The organism is Methylobacterium bullatum, assembly GCF_014845095.1.
Taxonomy (GTDB): domain Bacteria; phylum Pseudomonadota; class Alphaproteobacteria; order Rhizobiales; family Beijerinckiaceae; genus Methylobacterium; species Methylobacterium bullatum.
The window spans coordinates 15,778-31,109 of the sequence record NZ_NKUG01000006.1; the positions used below are offsets into that span (position 1 = coordinate 15,778).

The 15,332-nt window shown below is 69.5% G+C and carries 11 protein-coding genes; 8 read left to right on the top strand and 3 right to left on the bottom strand.

The window, feature by feature from the left end; all coding sequences use genetic code 11:
- Positions 1 to 12: 12 nt before the first annotated feature.
- On the top strand, positions 13 to 816 hold the full coding sequence (locus MBTS_RS00495) for an MBL fold metallo-hydrolase (RefSeq protein WP_192214876.1): 804 nt from the start codon (positions 13 to 15) through the stop codon (positions 814 to 816).
- 34 nt (positions 817 to 850) lie between these two features.
- On the opposite strand, the gene MBTS_RS00500 is transcribed toward MBTS_RS00495, so the two are convergent.
- On the bottom strand, positions 851 to 1,642 hold the full coding sequence (locus MBTS_RS00500; RefSeq protein ID WP_192214877.1) for an SGNH/GDSL hydrolase family protein: 792 nt from the start codon (positions 1,640 to 1,642) through the stop codon (positions 851 to 853).
- Between the two features lie 772 nt (positions 1,643 to 2,414).
- Between MBTS_RS00500 and MBTS_RS00505 the strand changes: the two genes are divergently transcribed.
- The 7 genes from MBTS_RS00505 to MBTS_RS00535 all read left to right on the top strand — a co-directional run bounded on the left by MBTS_RS00505 (position 2,415) and on the right by MBTS_RS00535 (position 10,679).
- Positions 2,415 to 2,504, top strand: coding sequence for a K(+)-transporting ATPase subunit F (locus MBTS_RS00505; protein ID WP_036267122.1), 90 nt, complete (start codon positions 2,415 to 2,417; stop codon positions 2,502 to 2,504).
- 13 nt (positions 2,505 to 2,517) lie between these two features.
- A complete protein-coding gene (gene kdpA / locus MBTS_RS00510; RefSeq protein ID WP_056149467.1) occupies positions 2,518 to 4,233 on the top strand; it encodes a potassium-transporting ATPase subunit KdpA in 1,716 nt (571 codons plus the stop codon).
- A gap of 1 nt (position 4,234) precedes the next feature.
- The gene (locus tag MBTS_RS00515) at positions 4,235 to 4,450 is read left to right on the top strand and encodes a hypothetical protein (protein ID WP_056160181.1); all 216 of its coding nucleotides are present in this window, start codon (positions 4,235 to 4,237) and stop codon (positions 4,448 to 4,450) included.
- Between the two features lie 61 nt (positions 4,451 to 4,511).
- The gene (kdpB, locus tag MBTS_RS00520) at positions 4,512 to 6,605 is read left to right on the top strand and encodes a potassium-transporting ATPase subunit KdpB (RefSeq protein WP_147830083.1); all 2,094 of its coding nucleotides are present in this window, start codon (positions 4,512 to 4,514) and stop codon (positions 6,603 to 6,605) included.
- A gap of 31 nt (positions 6,606 to 6,636) precedes the next feature.
- The gene (locus MBTS_RS00525; protein WP_056252280.1) at positions 6,637 to 7,242 is read left to right on the top strand and encodes a K(+)-transporting ATPase subunit C; all 606 of its coding nucleotides are present in this window, start codon (positions 6,637 to 6,639) and stop codon (positions 7,240 to 7,242) included.
- Between the two features lie 24 nt (positions 7,243 to 7,266).
- Positions 7,267 to 9,987 (top strand): sensor histidine kinase, encoded by a 2,721-nt coding sequence (locus MBTS_RS00530; protein ID WP_192214878.1) that lies wholly within the window; start codon positions 7,267 to 7,269, stop codon positions 9,985 to 9,987.
- Positions 9,984 to 10,679, top strand: a complete 696-nt coding sequence (locus MBTS_RS00535; protein ID WP_056149476.1) for a response regulator — start codon at positions 9,984 to 9,986, stop codon at positions 10,677 to 10,679. Before MBTS_RS00530 ends, MBTS_RS00535 begins: the two co-directional genes overlap by 4 nt.
- Before the next feature lie 369 nt (positions 10,680 to 11,048).
- Here the strand turns inward: MBTS_RS00535 and MBTS_RS00540 are convergent, their stop codons facing one another.
- Positions 11,049 to 14,204 carry an efflux RND transporter permease subunit gene (locus tag MBTS_RS00540; RefSeq protein WP_192214879.1) on the bottom strand — a complete coding sequence of 1,052 codons (3,156 nt, stop codon included), beginning with the start codon at positions 14,202 to 14,204 and terminating at the stop codon, positions 11,049 to 11,051.
- Between the two features lies 1 nt (position 14,205).
- Positions 14,206 to 15,270, bottom strand: coding sequence for an efflux RND transporter periplasmic adaptor subunit (locus tag MBTS_RS00545; RefSeq protein WP_147830087.1), 1,065 nt, complete (start codon positions 15,268 to 15,270; stop codon positions 14,206 to 14,208).
- Positions 15,271 to 15,332 lie beyond the last annotated feature (62 nt).

Genomic DNA, 15,332 nt, shown 5'->3' on the forward strand with positions numbered 1-15,332 from the left:
CGGGAGGTGCGGATGGGTTCTCTGACGCTGACGATCCTCGGCTGCGGCTCGTCCGGCGGCGTTCCCCGCGTGGGCTATGGCTGGGGCGCCTGCGACCCGGCCGATGCCAGGAACCGGCGGCGGCGCTGCTCGATCCTCGTGGAGCGGCGAGGGGAGGCGGGCGACACCAGCCTCCTCGTGGACACCTCACCCGATCTGCGCGAGCAATTGCTGTCGGCGGGGGTCAGCCGCCTCGACGCGGTGCTGTACACACATGCCCATGCCGACCACACCCACGGCATCGACGACGTGCGACCGCTGGTGATCCACATGCACCGGCGCATCCCGGTCTATGCCGATGCCGAGACGCGCGCCCTGCTGACGATGCGCTTCGGCTATTGCTTCGAGACGCCGCCCGGCAGCGCCTATCCGCCGATCCTCGACATGAACGATCTCGTGGCGGGCGAGCCGGTCTCGATCGGAGGTGAGGGCGGTACGATCGAGGCGGTGGCCTTCGGCATGGAGCACGGCGCCGAAGCCGCCCACGGTTTCCGCTTCGGGCCGGCGGCCTATGCGCCCGACGTGAGCCTGATGCCGGAGGCGGCCAAGGCGCGGCTCCGCGGCCTCGATCTCCTCATCATCGATGCCCTGCGCGACACCCCTCACCCGACCCATTACTCGGTCTCGGACGCGCTCGCGCTCATCGAAGAGGTGCGCCCGCGCCGCGCGATCCTCACCAACCTCCACACCGATCTCGACTACGCCACCCTCGCGGCCAAGCTGCCGCCGGGCGTGGTGCCGGCCTATGACGGGTTGTCGGTGAGTGTGGACCTGTAGGCTCGCCAGAGCGGAGCGCCGGGGAGGGCGCGCGTCAGTTGCGCAGGGGGTCGGCCGGGATCAGTCCGGCATTGACCAGGATCTGCGCCGTGGCGGCCTTGGCGAGGCGGTCGTAGCCCGCATCGGTCATGTGCAGCCCGTCGGGGCCGATCATTTGCGCCGGGCTCAGGAGGCCGCTGGCGGCCCAGGTCCGCATCAGGGCGTGACGGCGGATCACCGGCACGTCGAGCTCGGCCGCGAGGCTGTGCAACGCCTCGCCGTAGCGCTCGGCACCGTTGGTCGTCGTCAGACGGCGGCACCATTGCTGGTCCATGAGGATGACGTCGGAGCCGGCCGCGCGCATCGCCGTGATGCCCTGACGGGTCAATTCGGTGAAACGCTCCACCGTGACGCCGGTCATCGGGTCGTTGCTGCCGGTCTGCCAGATCACGAGGTCCGGCCGCTCGGCCAGCACGTCCCGGTCGAGGCGGCGGGCCATGGCCTCGGCATCGTCGCCGCCCTTGCCGCGGTTGAGGACCGTGACGATGGGGTGCTTGGCGCCGGCGATATCGAGGCGGCCCTGCAGGTCTTCCTGCAATTGGGCGGGGTAGGCGGCGGCCGGGGAGGAAGCGCCCGACCCTTCCGTGGACGAGGAGCCGAAAGCGACGATGCGGATGTCGGATCCCGCCTTCACCAGGGCGGCCACGTGGGAGAGCTTGGCCAGCGCCCTGGCGGGGATCGCCGGCTTGGCCGCGACCGGCTCCGCCCATGCCTGAGCACCGAGGCCCAGAGCCGCGAGGGCCAGGCCGAGGAACGGGGCGGCGCAGGGTTTGAGCAGGGTCAGCATCGGATCCGCTTCGAGAACGATCGGGGCGGGCGGTCGCGAAGACCGATCCCACTCCGCCACGGGTTAGACACGCGGTTTGAGATAGGATTGTGACGATTGCCCCTGAAACTGGCGGATCGCTTAAGGAAGCTGGTGAGCAAGGGGTAAAGCCGCCATCTCTCGGCGACAGTTCATGGAATGGTGAATCCCAGCTTCGTGTCAAGCTGACCTGCAAGCCCCCCTCACCCCGTCCTCCGGGGTTTCAGGTTCCATAATATATCTTATGCGAATGGCAGATACGGCTAGGGAACGGGCCTGGATCTGTCGTTGCCAGGGTACTTTGGCACGACGCCGCGGGTATCCTGACACCGGTCAGGGGCCCGTCGCAGGGGCCGACCGCTTGGGTGGGTGGCGAGGCCCCCCTGCCCTCACATTCTCCGTCAACCATTCGACGGCTACGAATCATGGATCAGTGCCCAGCGGAACTCGCGTGGATCAGGGTCGAAGACCTATCCCGGTGGTGCCCCGAGTTCCATCTGGCCCTACGCCTGGCGATGCCGACGAACTGAACGCCGCCTATCCTAATGCGATCCTTATAAGATCGTCCTCGCATCCGTCTCGAACCCTAATGCGGTTCGCGTCCACATTGGAGCGGGGCGAGACCGGTCATGCGTCGGCCCCCGAACCGAAACGGACCGACCATGCTCGACATCGTCTTCATCGCAACCGGGCTCGCCTTCTTTGGCCTGGCCGCCGGCTACGCCGTCCTCTGCGAACGCCTCTGAGGCCCGCCATGACCCTCGACCTGACGCTTGGCGCCCTCGTGACCCTGGGGCTGCTCGGATACCTCACCTACGCCCTCGTCCGCCCCGAGCGGTTCTGAAGGAAGATCTCCGATGACCATCAACGGCTGGATCCAGATCGCGCTGTTCTGCGCGGTCATCATCGCGCTCGCCCGCCCTCTCGGCGGGTACATGACCCGCGTCTTCACGGGTGAGCGAACCGTCCTCTCGCCCGTCCTCGCTCCCGTCGAGCGCGGGCTCTACCGCGTCGCCGGCATCGATGCCGCCCAGGAGCAGCACTGGCTGGCCTACGCCCTCTCCATGCTCGCCTTCCACGTGCTCGGCTTCCTCACCCTGTACGCGCTGCTGCGCTTCCAGGCGGTGCTGCCGCTCAATCCGGACGGGCAGGCGGCAGTCGCGCCGGACCTCGCGTTCAACACGTCGACGAGCTTCGTCACCAACACGAACTGGCAGTCCTACGGCGGCGAGACGACGATGTCGTATCTCACGCAGATGTTGGGGCTGACCCATCAGAACTTCCTGTCGGCGGCCACCGGCATCGCGCTGGCCGTCGCCCTGGTGCGGGGCTTCTCGCGGGCCTCGGCCGGCACGGTGGGCTCGTTCTGGGTCGATCTGACCCGCAGCACCCTCTACGTGCTGCTACCGCTCTGCATGGCGCTGACGCTCTTCTACGTCTGGCAGGGCATTCCGCAGACGCTCGGCGGTGCCGTCGAGGCGACGACCCTGGAAGGCGCCAAGCAGACCATCGCGGTCGGCCCGGTGGCGAGCCAGGTCGCGATCAAGATGCTCGGCACCAATGGCGGCGGCTTCTTCAACGTCAATGCCGCGCATCCGTTCGAGAACCCGACCGCCCTCTCGAACTTCGTCCAGATCCTCTCGATCTTCGCCATCGGCGCGGCGATGACCAACGTCTTCGGCCGCATGGTCGGCGACGAGCGCCAGGGCTGGGCGATCCTGTCCGCCATGGGCGTGCTGTTCCTCGCGGGTGTCAGTGTCGTCTACTGGGCCGAGAGCGCGGGCAGCCCCGTCCTGAACGGGCTCGGCCTCACCGGCGGCAACATGGAGGGCAAGGAGGTCCGGTTCGGCATCGTCGCGTCCGCCCTGTTCGCGGCGGTGACAACGGCGGCGTCCTGCGGCGCCGTCAACGCCATGCACGACAGCTTCACGGCGCTCGGCGGCATGATCCCGATGATCAACATGCAGCTCGGCGAGATCATCGTCGGCGGCGTCGGCGCCGGGCTCTACGGCATCCTGGTCTTCGTCATCGTGACGATTTTCGTCGCCGGCCTCATGGTCGGGCGCACCCCGGAATACCTCGGCAAGAAGATCGAGGGGCGAGAGGTCAAGATGGCGGTGCTCGCCATCCTGTGCCTGCCCCTGATGATGCTCGGATTCACGGCGCTGGCCACCGTGATCGCCGCCGGCCTCGCGGGTCCGGCCAATGCCGGGCCACACGGCTTCTCGGAGATCCTCTACGCCTTCACCTCGGCGGCGGCCAACAACGGCTCGGCCTTCGGCGGCCTGACGGCCAACACCGCCTTCTACAATACCACGCTCGGCCTCGGCATGCTGTTCGGGCGGTTCTTCGTCATCGTCCCGGCGCTCGCCATCGCAGGCTCGCTAGCCGCCAAGAAGACCGTACCGACCTCGGCCGGGACCTTCCCGACCCATGGCGGCCTGTTCGTCGGGCTGCTGGTCGGCGTGATCCTGATCGTCGGCGGCCTGACCTTCTTCCCGGCCCTGGCGCTGGGGCCCATCGTCGAGCACCTCGCCGGCGGCCTCGGTCAGACCTTCGCGGTGGGGGGCTGAGATGCAGCAGGCCCTGGTGCCCTCCCGAAACCGCGCCGCCATGCGGCGCGCCCTGCCCCGCCATCGACCGCGATCCCAACCCTGGAGCCAAGTCGAGCGCGACCGAAAGGACGTCCGGCTCTCGGACGTCATCCTCGCCATGCTCGGTCTGACCCTGCTCGGTGCCCTCGGCTTGTTGGCCGGGGCCGCCCTCCTCGGCGATGCGCTCGCGCCCTGAACCCCACTCGACGGCGCAGGATCGCGCCGCCTCCCGAGATGTCTTCCATCGGACAACCGCAATGGCCCGCCCAAACTCCACCAGCCTGTTCAGTGCCGCCCTCGTCGGGCCGGCGCTCATCGGCGCCCTGACCAAGCTCGACCCACGCAAGATGATCAAGAACCCGGTCATGTTCGTGGTCGAGGTCGTGGCCGCCCTCACCACCGTCCTGTTCATCCGCGACGTCCTGACGGGCGGCGCCAACCTCGCCTTCTCCGGCCAGATCATCCTCTGGCTGTGGTTCACCGTGCTGTTCGCCAACTTCGCCGAGGCCATCGCGGAAGGGCGCGGCAAGGCCCAGGCCGACAGCCTGCGGCGCACCCGCACCGAGACCATGGCCAAGCGCCTGAAGGGTACGGGCCGGAACTACGACACCGTGCCCGGCAACGACCTCAAGGTCGGCGACGTGGTCCTCGTGGAGGCCGGCGACATCATCCCGTCCGACGGAGAGGTGATCCTCGGCGTCGCTTCGGTCAACGAGGCGGCCATCACGGGTGAGTCCGCCCCCGTGATCCGTGAATCCGGCGGCGACCGGTCGGCGGTCACCGGCGGCACCCAGGTGCTGTCCGACGAGATCCGGGTGCGGATCACAGCGGCGGCCGGATCGACCTTCGTCGACCGGATGATCGCCCTGGTCGAGGGCGCCTCGCGGCAGAAGACCCCGAACGAGATCGCTCTCAACATCCTGCTCGCGGGTCTCACCATCATCTTCGTCTTCGCGGTCGCCTCGATCCCGAGCTTCGCCTCCTATGCCGGAGGTGCCATTCCGTTGATCGTGCTGGTCGCCCTGTTCGTCACCTTGATCCCGACGACCATCGGCGCGCTCCTGTCGGCCATCGGCATCGCCGGCATGGACCGGCTGGTGCGCTTCAACGTGCTCGCCATGTCGGGACGCGCGGTGGAGGCGGCCGGCGACGTCGATACGCTGCTGCTGGACAAGACCGGTACCATCACGCTGGGCAACCGACAGGCCACCGAGTTCCGCCCGGTTCGTGGCGTCTCCGAGCAGGAGCTCGCCGACGCCGCCCAGTTGGCGTCGCTCGCCGACGAGACCCCGGAGGGTCGCTCCATCGTGGTGCTGGCCAAGGACAAGTACGGCATCCGCGCCCGCGACATGGGAAGCCTCAACGCCACCTTCGTGCCGTTCACCGCCCAGACCCGGATGAGCGGCGTCGACCTCGACGGATCCTCCATCCGCAAGGGCGCCGTCGATTCTATCATCGCCTCGGTGAGCTCACAGCCGATGGCGACCCGTGGCTCCGGCGCGGCGCTGGCCTACAGCCCGGGCCTCGCCGACGAGACGGTGCGCGAGATCCAGTCCATCGCCGAGGACGTGGCCAAGGCGGGCGGCACCCCGCTCGCCGTGACGCGGGACGGCCGGCTTCTCGGCGTCGTCTACCTCAAGGACATCGTGAAGGGCGGCATTCGCGAGCGCTTCGCGGAACTGCGGCAGATGGGCATCCGCACGGTGATGATCACCGGCGACAACCCGATGACCGCGGCCGCCATCGCCGCCGAGGCCGGCGTCGACGACTTCCTCGCCCAGGCGACCCCTGAGGACAAGCTGGCGCTGATCCGCAAGGAGCAGGCGCAGGGCAAGCTCGTCGCCATGTGCGGCGACGGCACCAACGACGCCCCGGCGCTCGCCCAGGCCGATGTCGGTGTCGCCATGAACACCGGCACGGTGGCGGCCCGCGAGGCCGGCAACATGGTCGACCTCGACAGCGACCCGACCAAGCTCATCGAGATCGTCGGCATCGGCAAGCAGTTGCTGATGACCCGTGGGGCACTGACCACCTTCTCCATCGCCAACGACGTGGCCAAGTATTTCGCCATCATCCCGGCGATGTTCCTGGTGCTCTACCCGCAACTCCAGGCGCTGAACGTCATGGGCCTCGCATCACCGGAGAGTGCGATCCTCTCGGCCATCATCTTCAACGCGCTCATCATCGTCGTCCTGATCCCGCTGGCGCTTCGGGGCGTGTCCTACCGGGCGGTCGGGGCCGGCGCTCTCCTGCGCCGGAACCTCCTGATCTACGGGCTCGGCGGCATCCTGGTGCCCTTCGTCGGCATCAAGGCCATCGACCTGGCCATCACCGCCCTGCACCTCGTCTGAGCCGCCTCGAACCGCCACATAGGAGCACGCCATGTTGAACCACCTTCGCCCTGCCCTCGTCCTGCTGATCGCCCTGACGGCGATCACCGGGCTCGCCTATCCCCTCGCCATGACCGGCATCGCGGGGGTCGTCTTCCCGGCCAAGGCCGCCGGCAGCCTGATCGAGCGCGACGGCAAGGTCGTCGGTTCCAGCCTCATCGGGCAGTCCTTCACCAGCGACCGCTACTTCCAGGGCCGCCCCTCCGCCACGAGCGCCGCCGACCCGGCCGATGCCACGAAGACCGTCCCGTCGCCCTACAATGCGGCGAACTCCTCGGGCTCGAACCTCGGCCCGACCAGCGCCGCCCTTGCCGAGCGGGTGAAGGCGGATGTCGCGACGCGCCAGACCGAGAACCCCGGCCAGCCTGTCCCGGTCGACCTCGTCACCGCCAGCGGCTCGGGCCTCGACCCGGACGTCTCTCCCGATGCCGCTTTGTTCCAGGTGCCCCGCGTGGCCAAGGCGCGTAACCTCTCCGTGGATCAGGTTCGTTCCCTCGTGGACTCCCAGGTCCAGGGTCGCCTGCTGGGCATCCTCGGCGAACCTCGGGTGAACGTGCTCGCCCTCAACCTCGCCCTGGACGGCCTGGGTTCGAAGTAACCTCGCCGGATGACAGGCCACCCGATGTCGACGCCCCACCGCGACCCGGACCGTCCCTCGCCCGACGCGCTGCTGGAGGCCGCCCGTAGGGAAGAGCGCCATCGCGGCCGCCTCAAGATCTTCCTCGGTGCGGCCCCGGGGGTCGGCAAGACCTACGAGATGCTCACCGTCGGCCGCGCCCGACTCAAGGCCGGCACGGACGTCATCGTCGGCGTGGTCGAGACCCATGGGCGAGCCGAGACCGAGGCCCTGGTGGAGGGCTTCGAAGTCGTGGCCCGCCGTCCGGTTGCGTATCACGGCGCGGCGCTCGACGAGATGGACCTCGATGCGATCCTGGCGCGCCAGCCGGCGCTCGCCCTCGTGGACGAACTCGCCCACACCAACGCGCCGGGCTCGCGCCATCCGAAGCGCTACCAGGACGTGGAGGAACTGCTCGACGCCGGCATCGACGTCTACACCACCCTCAACATTCAGCACGTCGAGAGCCTCAACGACGTCGTCGCGCAGATCACCCGCATCCGGGTGCGCGAGACCGTGCCCGACGGTATCCTCGACCGGGCCGACGACATCGAGGTGGTCGACCTCAACCCCGACGACCTGATCCAGCGCCTGCGGGACGGCAAGGTCTACGTGAAGGGCAACGCCGAGCGCGCCCTAAAGCACTACTTTTCGCGCGGCAACCTCACGGCGCTCCGGGAACTCGCCTTGCGAAGGACCGCCGACCGGGTCGACGACGAACTCCTCAACCACATGCGGGCCAACGCCATCGCGGGCCCATGGAGTGCGGGCGAGCGGGTCCTCGTCTGCATCAGCGAGGATCCGCGCTCCGCCGGCCTCGTGCGCCATGCCAAGCGCCTCGCCGACCGGCTGCACGCGCCCTGGACCGCCATCACGGTCGAAGGGCCCCGCAGCCTTTCCCTCGACGAAGCCGCGCGCGACCGCATCGCCGACACCCTGCGCCTCGCCGACCGCCTCGGCGGCGATGCCGTGACCCTGCCGGGCGGCCGACGCGTAGCCGACGACATCCTCGCCTATGCCCGCTCCACCAACGTCAACCACATCATCCTCGGCAAGGCCGACCGGTCCCCGGTGTTCGAGCTCCTCAACGGCTCTGTGGTGCACGACATCGTCCGCCGCTCGGGCAACATCAGCATCCACGTCATCACCGGCGAGGCCACGAAGGCTGAACCCGTCTCGCCGAAGACGGTCGCCACGGCACCGGCCAAGCCGCCGTTCGAGATCCTGGCTTACATCGTCGGCGTCCTAGCCACGGGAACGGCTCTCGGGCTCGCCCTCCTCGTCGAGCCTTACCTCGGCGTGGAGAACGCCGACCTCATCCTCCTGACCGCCATCGTGGCCGTCGCGGTGCGATCCGGCCTCGGGCCGTCCCTCGTCGCAGTCCTGGCGGCGTCGCTCTCCTACAATTTCTTCTTCCTGCCCCCGGTCTACACCCTCACCATCGCGGATCCGACCAACATCGCGGCCTTCCTCCTGTTCACGGTGGTGGCGGTGGTGGTCTCCAACCTCGCTTCGCGCTCGCGCCGGGAGGCCATGGTGTCGCATGGCCGCGCCAGGGCCACGGAGCGGCTCTACGGCTTCAGTCGCAAGCTCGCCGGTTGCGGCACCCTCGACGACGTCCTGTGGGCGACCTCGGCCCAGGTCGCCGCTATGCTGAAGGTCCGGGTGGTCGTCCTGCTGCCGGAGCAGGGGACGGTCTCGGTCCGCGCCGGCTTCCCACCGGAGGACACGCTCGACGCGGCCGATCTCGGGGCCGCGACTTGGGCCTTCGACAACGAGCGCCCGGCCGGGCGGGGGGCCGACACCCTGCCGGGGGCCAAGCGCCTGTTCCTGCCGATGCGCACGGGCCGTGGCATCGTCGGGGTGATCGGCCTCGACACCGACGGTACCGGGCCGATCCTCTCGCCCGAAAGCCGGCGCCTGTTCGACGCCCTGGCCGACATGGCGGCACTCGCCATCGAGCGCGTGCGTCTGGTGGAGGATCTCGACCGGGCCGAGCGCGCCGCCGAGACCGACCGCTTGCGCCAGGCCCTGCTCACGTCGATCTCGCACGACCTTCGCACGCCGCTGTCCTCGGTTCTCGGGGCGGCCACGACGCTGCGCGACCTCGACGAGGCGCTGCCGCACGACGCAAAGGTCGACCTCCTTGCCACCATCATCGAGGAGTCCGAGAGGCTGAACCGCTTCATCGTCAACCTTCTCGACATGACCCGCCTGGAGGCCGGGGCGGTGGCTGCGAGCCTCACCCCGCAGGACGTCGGCGAGAGCGTCGATACCGCCCTTCGCCGCTTGGGCTCCATCCTCGCCGGCCACCAGGTACGCCTCGACCTACCGACCACGCTGCCGGCCCTGCGCCTCGACCCGGTCCTGTTCGAGCAGGTGCTGGTCAACCTCCTCGACAACGCCGCCAAATACGCCCCCGAAGGCTCCATCGTCACCGTCAGGGGCATCTCGGACCGTGATCAGGTCCGTCTGCAGATTCTCGACGAGGGCGATGGGCTGCCCGAGGCCGATGTGGAGCGGGTGTTCGACAAGTTCTACCGGGTCCGCAAGTCCGACAGCGTCCGGGCCGGGACGGGGCTCGGCCTCGCCATCGCCCGCGGGTTCGTCGAGGCCATGGGTGGTACGCTGACGGCGGCCAACCGCCGCGACCGCCCGGGCGCGGTCTTCACCATCCTCCTGCCCGTCCCCCCGGCGGGACACGTTCACTCGGATCTGGCGGCATGAGCATGAACATCCTCGTCATCGACGACGAGCCGCCGATCCGCAAGCTCCTGCGCATGGGCCTGGCCACCCAGGGCTACCAGACCTTCGAGGCGCCCAACGGACGGACAGCCCTCGATGTCCTGTCCCGCGAGACGGTCAATTTGATCATCCTCGACCTCGGCCTGCCGGACATGCGCGGGCACGACCTGCTCCGCGTCATCCGCAAGGATTTTCGCGATCTCCCGGTCGTCGTCCTGTCGAGCCGCGACGACGAGGCCGGCAAGGTCGAGGCCCTCGACCTCGGTGCCGACGACTACGTCACCAAGCCCTTCGGCATGGGCGAGCTCCTGGCGCGCATCCGCGCGGCCTTGCGCCACCAGCTCGCGGTCCAGGGCGAGCGCGCCCTGTTCGAGGTCGACGGCCTCAGCGTCGACCTGGTGCGCCGCCTCGTCCGGGTGCGCGGCGCGGACGTCAAGCTGACCCCGCGCGAGTACGACTTCCTGCGCGTCCTGATCCAGCATGCCGGCAAGGCCCTGACCCACGCCCAGCTCATGAGCGCGGTCTCGACCTCGTCGGACCCGCAATACCTGAGGGTCTACATGCGCCAGCTTCGCCTCAAGCTGGAGGCGGACCCCGAGCGTCCGAGCATCCTGCTCACCGAGACCGGCGTGGGCTACCGTTTACGGGCTCCGGACGACGACGCTCACGCTTGAACTCCCCGCCATCGCATCATGCCCGGAAGGCGAAGCACCCGGCGATTTCGGCGACCGCGACAAGGGCATAGGCGAGGAAGGTCGTCCTCCCCTTCCCGTCCCCGAGCCGATTTACCGGGTCAAGCCTGCGACCGTGGCGCGCCGCGATGCATGGTCCTCCGCCGCGCCAATGCTCTGGCCCTGGAATCGGCATGACTACGGGTCGGCCCGGTCGCTTCCGGGCCAATCTTGCCCATGACAGTGTCAGAATTCGGGGGGCCAGGCTTTTCAGAACCGTTGTGAAGGCAGTCAGTGCAGGGCCGAATAAGCCTCGGCGCGACAGGATCGCCATCCTGGGCGGCCCCCTTCGACGACCGGCTCTGGGCCTTCCTAGGATGCCCGCGCCGTATCCGGCGCCCTGCCCTCGCCGGTGGTGAAACGGCCGTAGCGCAGGGCCAGGGTCGGCAGGATCAGGAGGTTCAGGACCGTCGAGGTCACGAGGCCGCCGAGGATGACGATGGCCATCGGCCCCTCGATCTCGCGGCCGGGCTCGCCGGCGCCCAGCGCCAGGGGCAGCAGGCCGAGGCCGGTGACGAGGGAGGTCATCAGGATCGGCACGAGGCGGTCGGCGGCCCCTTCCACCGCCGTGTCGCGGTCCCACGGCCGGCCGTCGATGGCGACGAGATGCTCGTAATGCGAGATCATCATGATGGTGTTGCGCAGCGAGATGCCGAACAGCGTCACGAAGCCGACGATGGAGCCGAGCGACAGCACGGCCCCGGTGGCGAAGACCGCCAGTACCCCGCCGACGAAGGCGAAGGGCAGGTTGACCAGGACCAGCATGAGGTTGCGTGCGCTGCCGGTGACCATGGCCAGCAGCAGCACGATGCCGAGGCCCGCGAGCCCGGAGAACAGCAGCAGGTCGCGCTTGGCCCGTGCCTGGGCCTCGGCCGATCCGGCAAAGCTCACATAGACGCCCGTCGGCAACGCCACCTCCTTGGCGATCTTGCGCCGGGCGGCTTCGACGAAGGAGGCGACGTCGCGCCCCGTGACGTTGGCGGTGATGGCCTGGACGCGCTGGGCGCCCTGGTGCTGGACCTGGTAGCGCCCCGAGGTCTCGTAGATGTCCGCCACCTGGGCGAGGCGGATGAAGCGGCCGTTCGAGGAGCGCAAGGGGAGGTCGCCTACAGCCGTGAGGCGCCCCCTCGCCCCGGAATCGAGGATGACGAGGACGTTGAAGACCGCGTTGCCCTCGTAGGTCTGGCCGACCACGTCGCCCTGATAGGCGGTGCGCACCACCTCCATCACCTCGACCGCCGAGAGCCCCCAATGGCGCAGGTCGTTGGGCCGGAGCCCGACGTTGATCTGCGGCAGCCCCGCCGGGGAGGCCTGCTGGATGTCCGTGGCGCCGCGCACCTCGGCGAGTTCACGGGCGATGTCGCGGGCGGCGGCCTCGATCCGGGCGAGGTCGTTGCCGAAGACGTTGATGACGACCGGCGCGGTGTAGCCTGAGACCGTCTCCTCGATGCGCTCGGTGAGGAAGGTCTTGAGCGAGAAGGCGGCACCGGGAAACCCCGCCATCAGGGTGCGGATATCGGCCTCGGCCCTGCCCTGCCCCGCGCCGTCCAGCCCCTGGTCGAGGTCGATATGGATCTCGCTGTAATGGGTGCCGGCGGTGTCCTGCCCGGCTTCGGCGCGGCCGATCTGCGAGGCCACGGCGCGGATGCCGGGGATCTTGCGCAGTTCGGTGGTGATGCGGCCGCCGAGGCGCATGGATTCCCCGAGCGACGTGCCGGGCGCCGCCGCCATGTGCAGGATCAGGTGGCCCTCCTTCAGGTCGGGCAGGAAGGTGCTGCCGAAGAACGGCGTCGCGGCGGCGCCCGCCAGGGTCACGAGGATGCCGGAGGCGATGACGATGCGCGGGGCGCGGTTGATCCGCTGGAGGAGGCGGGTGTAGCCGCCGCGCGACCAGCGCATCACCGGCGGGTCGCGCATGTCCGTCTCGCGTCGCCCGGTGAGGAGCATCATCGACAGGGCGGGGGTGACGGTGAGCGCCACGGCGAGCGAGGCCACCACGGCGAGGATGTAGGCGAGGGCGAGGGGGGCGAACAGCTTGCCGGCGATGCCGGACAGGACCAGCACCGGCAGGAACACCAGCAGCACGGCGAAGGTGGCGTAGGCGACCGCGGTGCGGACTTCGAGAATGGCGTCGATGACCACCCTCCCCTCCGGGACGGGCGAAGCGAGGCGCCGGTTCTCGCGCAGGCGGCGCACCACGTTCTCGACGCCGATCACCGCATCGTCCACCACCTCGCCGATGGCGATGGCGAGGCCGCCCAGCGTCATGGTGTTGAGGCTCTCGCCCATGGCCTGGAGCGCCACCACGGCGGCGATGAGCGAGAGCGGGATCGCTACCGACGAGATCACGCAGGTGCGCCAATCGTACAGGAAGGCGAACAGCACGACGACGACGAGGATGCCGCCGAGCCCGAGCGCCTGGAGCACGTTGGCATTGGCGATGGTGATGAAGTTCGCCGGCCGGAACAGATCCGGCCGCAAAGCCACGCCTTCCCGGTCGAGGGCCGGGCGCAGGTCTTCGAGAGCCGCCTCCACGCGGGCGGTGACCTCGCGGGTATTGGCGCCGTATTGCGCGCCGACCATGAGGAGCACGCCGCGCTTGCCGTCCACCAGGGCGGCGCTGATCGGCGGCTCGCCGGCGGCGACCACGGTGGCGACGTCGCCGAGGGTCACGCTCGCCCCGCCCTCGTTGATGAGGACCGTGCGGGCCAGTTCCTCCGGGGTGAGCGACTGCCCCTCGGTCTGGAGGGTGACGCGCTGGTTGATCGTGTCGACGAAGCCCGCCCCGCGCACGCCGGTGGCCTTGCGGGCGGCGGCGAGCACGTCGTTCATGCCGATATTGTAGCGGATGAGGTCGGCCGGGCGGATCTGGACCTGGAGCGAGCGCACGGCGCCGCCATAGACCGAGACCTGGGCGACGCCCGGCACCGCCAGGAGCCGGAGGCGCACGGTCCAGTCGGCGACGGTGCGCAGGTCGAGGTCGGAGCGCCGATCCGAGATCAGGCCGACGAGGAGCACGGTACTGGTGGCCGAGGTCAGCGCCGTCATCGCCGGCGGCAGCACGCCCTGGGGCAGGCGGCCGGCGAGCGCCGTCAGGCGCTCGGTGACGAGCTGGCGGACGCGGTAGACGTCGCTGCCGGTGCCGAAGGTGACGGTGATGACCGACAGGCCCTGGATCGAGCTCGAGCGCAGGGATTCGATCCCCGGCAAGCCGTTCACCGCCACCTCGATCGGCTGGGTGACCAGCACCTCCACCTGTTCGGGGTTGAGGCCCGGCGCTTCGGTCTGGACCACCACGGAAGGCGGCGCGAATTCGGGGAACACGTCGTATTTCGCGTCCCCGAGCACGTAGACGCCGTAGCCGGCGAGCGCGAGGCTGAGCGCCAGGACGATGCCGCGAAATCGCACCGCGAAGGCGACGAGCGCCGCCTGGGGGCCGCTCGGGGAAGCGTTCGGAACGTCGCTCACGTCAATCGTCGTCCACGCCGCCGGAGACGGAGAGCAGGCTCTTCATCTCCTCGGACAGAAGCGCCTGCGCGCCCGTGAGCACGATCTCGGTGTCACCGGGCAGGTCCTCCACCACATAGGCATCGGCCGACATGGGCGGGTCGGCCTTGAGGGCGTGGCGCGCGAAGGCGTCGGGCGCCACCGCGCGATAGATCCAGGTTCCGCCTTGCCAATGCACCACCGCGTCCTCGGGCACGCTGAGGCCGGTGACGGTCCGGTCCGAGGCGAGGAAGGCGAGCATGCTCATGCCGGGCAGGAAGCCGCTGTCACCGGGCACGGTGTAGAAGTAGCTGAGGCCCTGGATGCGCTGGTCGGTCCGGGTGGCCGGCGAGACGTAGCGCAGCGCGATCCGCGCGCTCTGCGGCGGCACCTCGGCGAAGGCGGCGGCGGGTTGGCCCTTGATGCTCTCGCCCGGCGGCAGGGTCACCTGGACCAGGAAGTCGACGCGCTCGATCAGACGGGTGATGGCCGGCGAGCGCTCGACGATGGCCCGTCCGATCACCGGCCCCCATTCCTGCTGCGCCGTGGCGGCGAGGGTGCGGACCTGCGATTCCGCCGCCGCCAGAGCGGCCTGATCGGTCTGGAACGTGCCCTCGGTGGTCTCGACCTGAACGGTGGTGGCGTAGGGGCCGAGATTCTTGGCGCGCTGGAAGGCGTTGCGCGAGACCTCGACCCGGGCCTGGGCGGTCTGGAGCTGCGCCCTGGCGCTGGCGTAGGAATTGGTCAGGTCGGTGACCCTGGCGACGTCGAGGACGCTGCCATAGGCCTGGAGTTCCTCGCGGTGGGGGGCGGAGGGCCGCACCTGCGTGGCGATGCCGAGGCGCTCGCGCTCCGCCGGCTTGAGCCGCACCACGGTGCGCCCGTCCTCGATGGCGGTGCGCTGGGCCGGAAGATGGCGCGGGGCAGGGGGACCGGGGGCGACCCGCTCGCGCAGTTCGGCGATGAGGGCCGTGCCGGCTTCGCTCACCGCGAAGGCGGCGATTCCACCCACGATTCCCGCGAAGAGGAGACCACGCAGCCACGACACCAGAACCGCCCTCCCCGGCCTCGCGATCGATACGCCGCGTCGTTCCTCGTGAACGGATACAG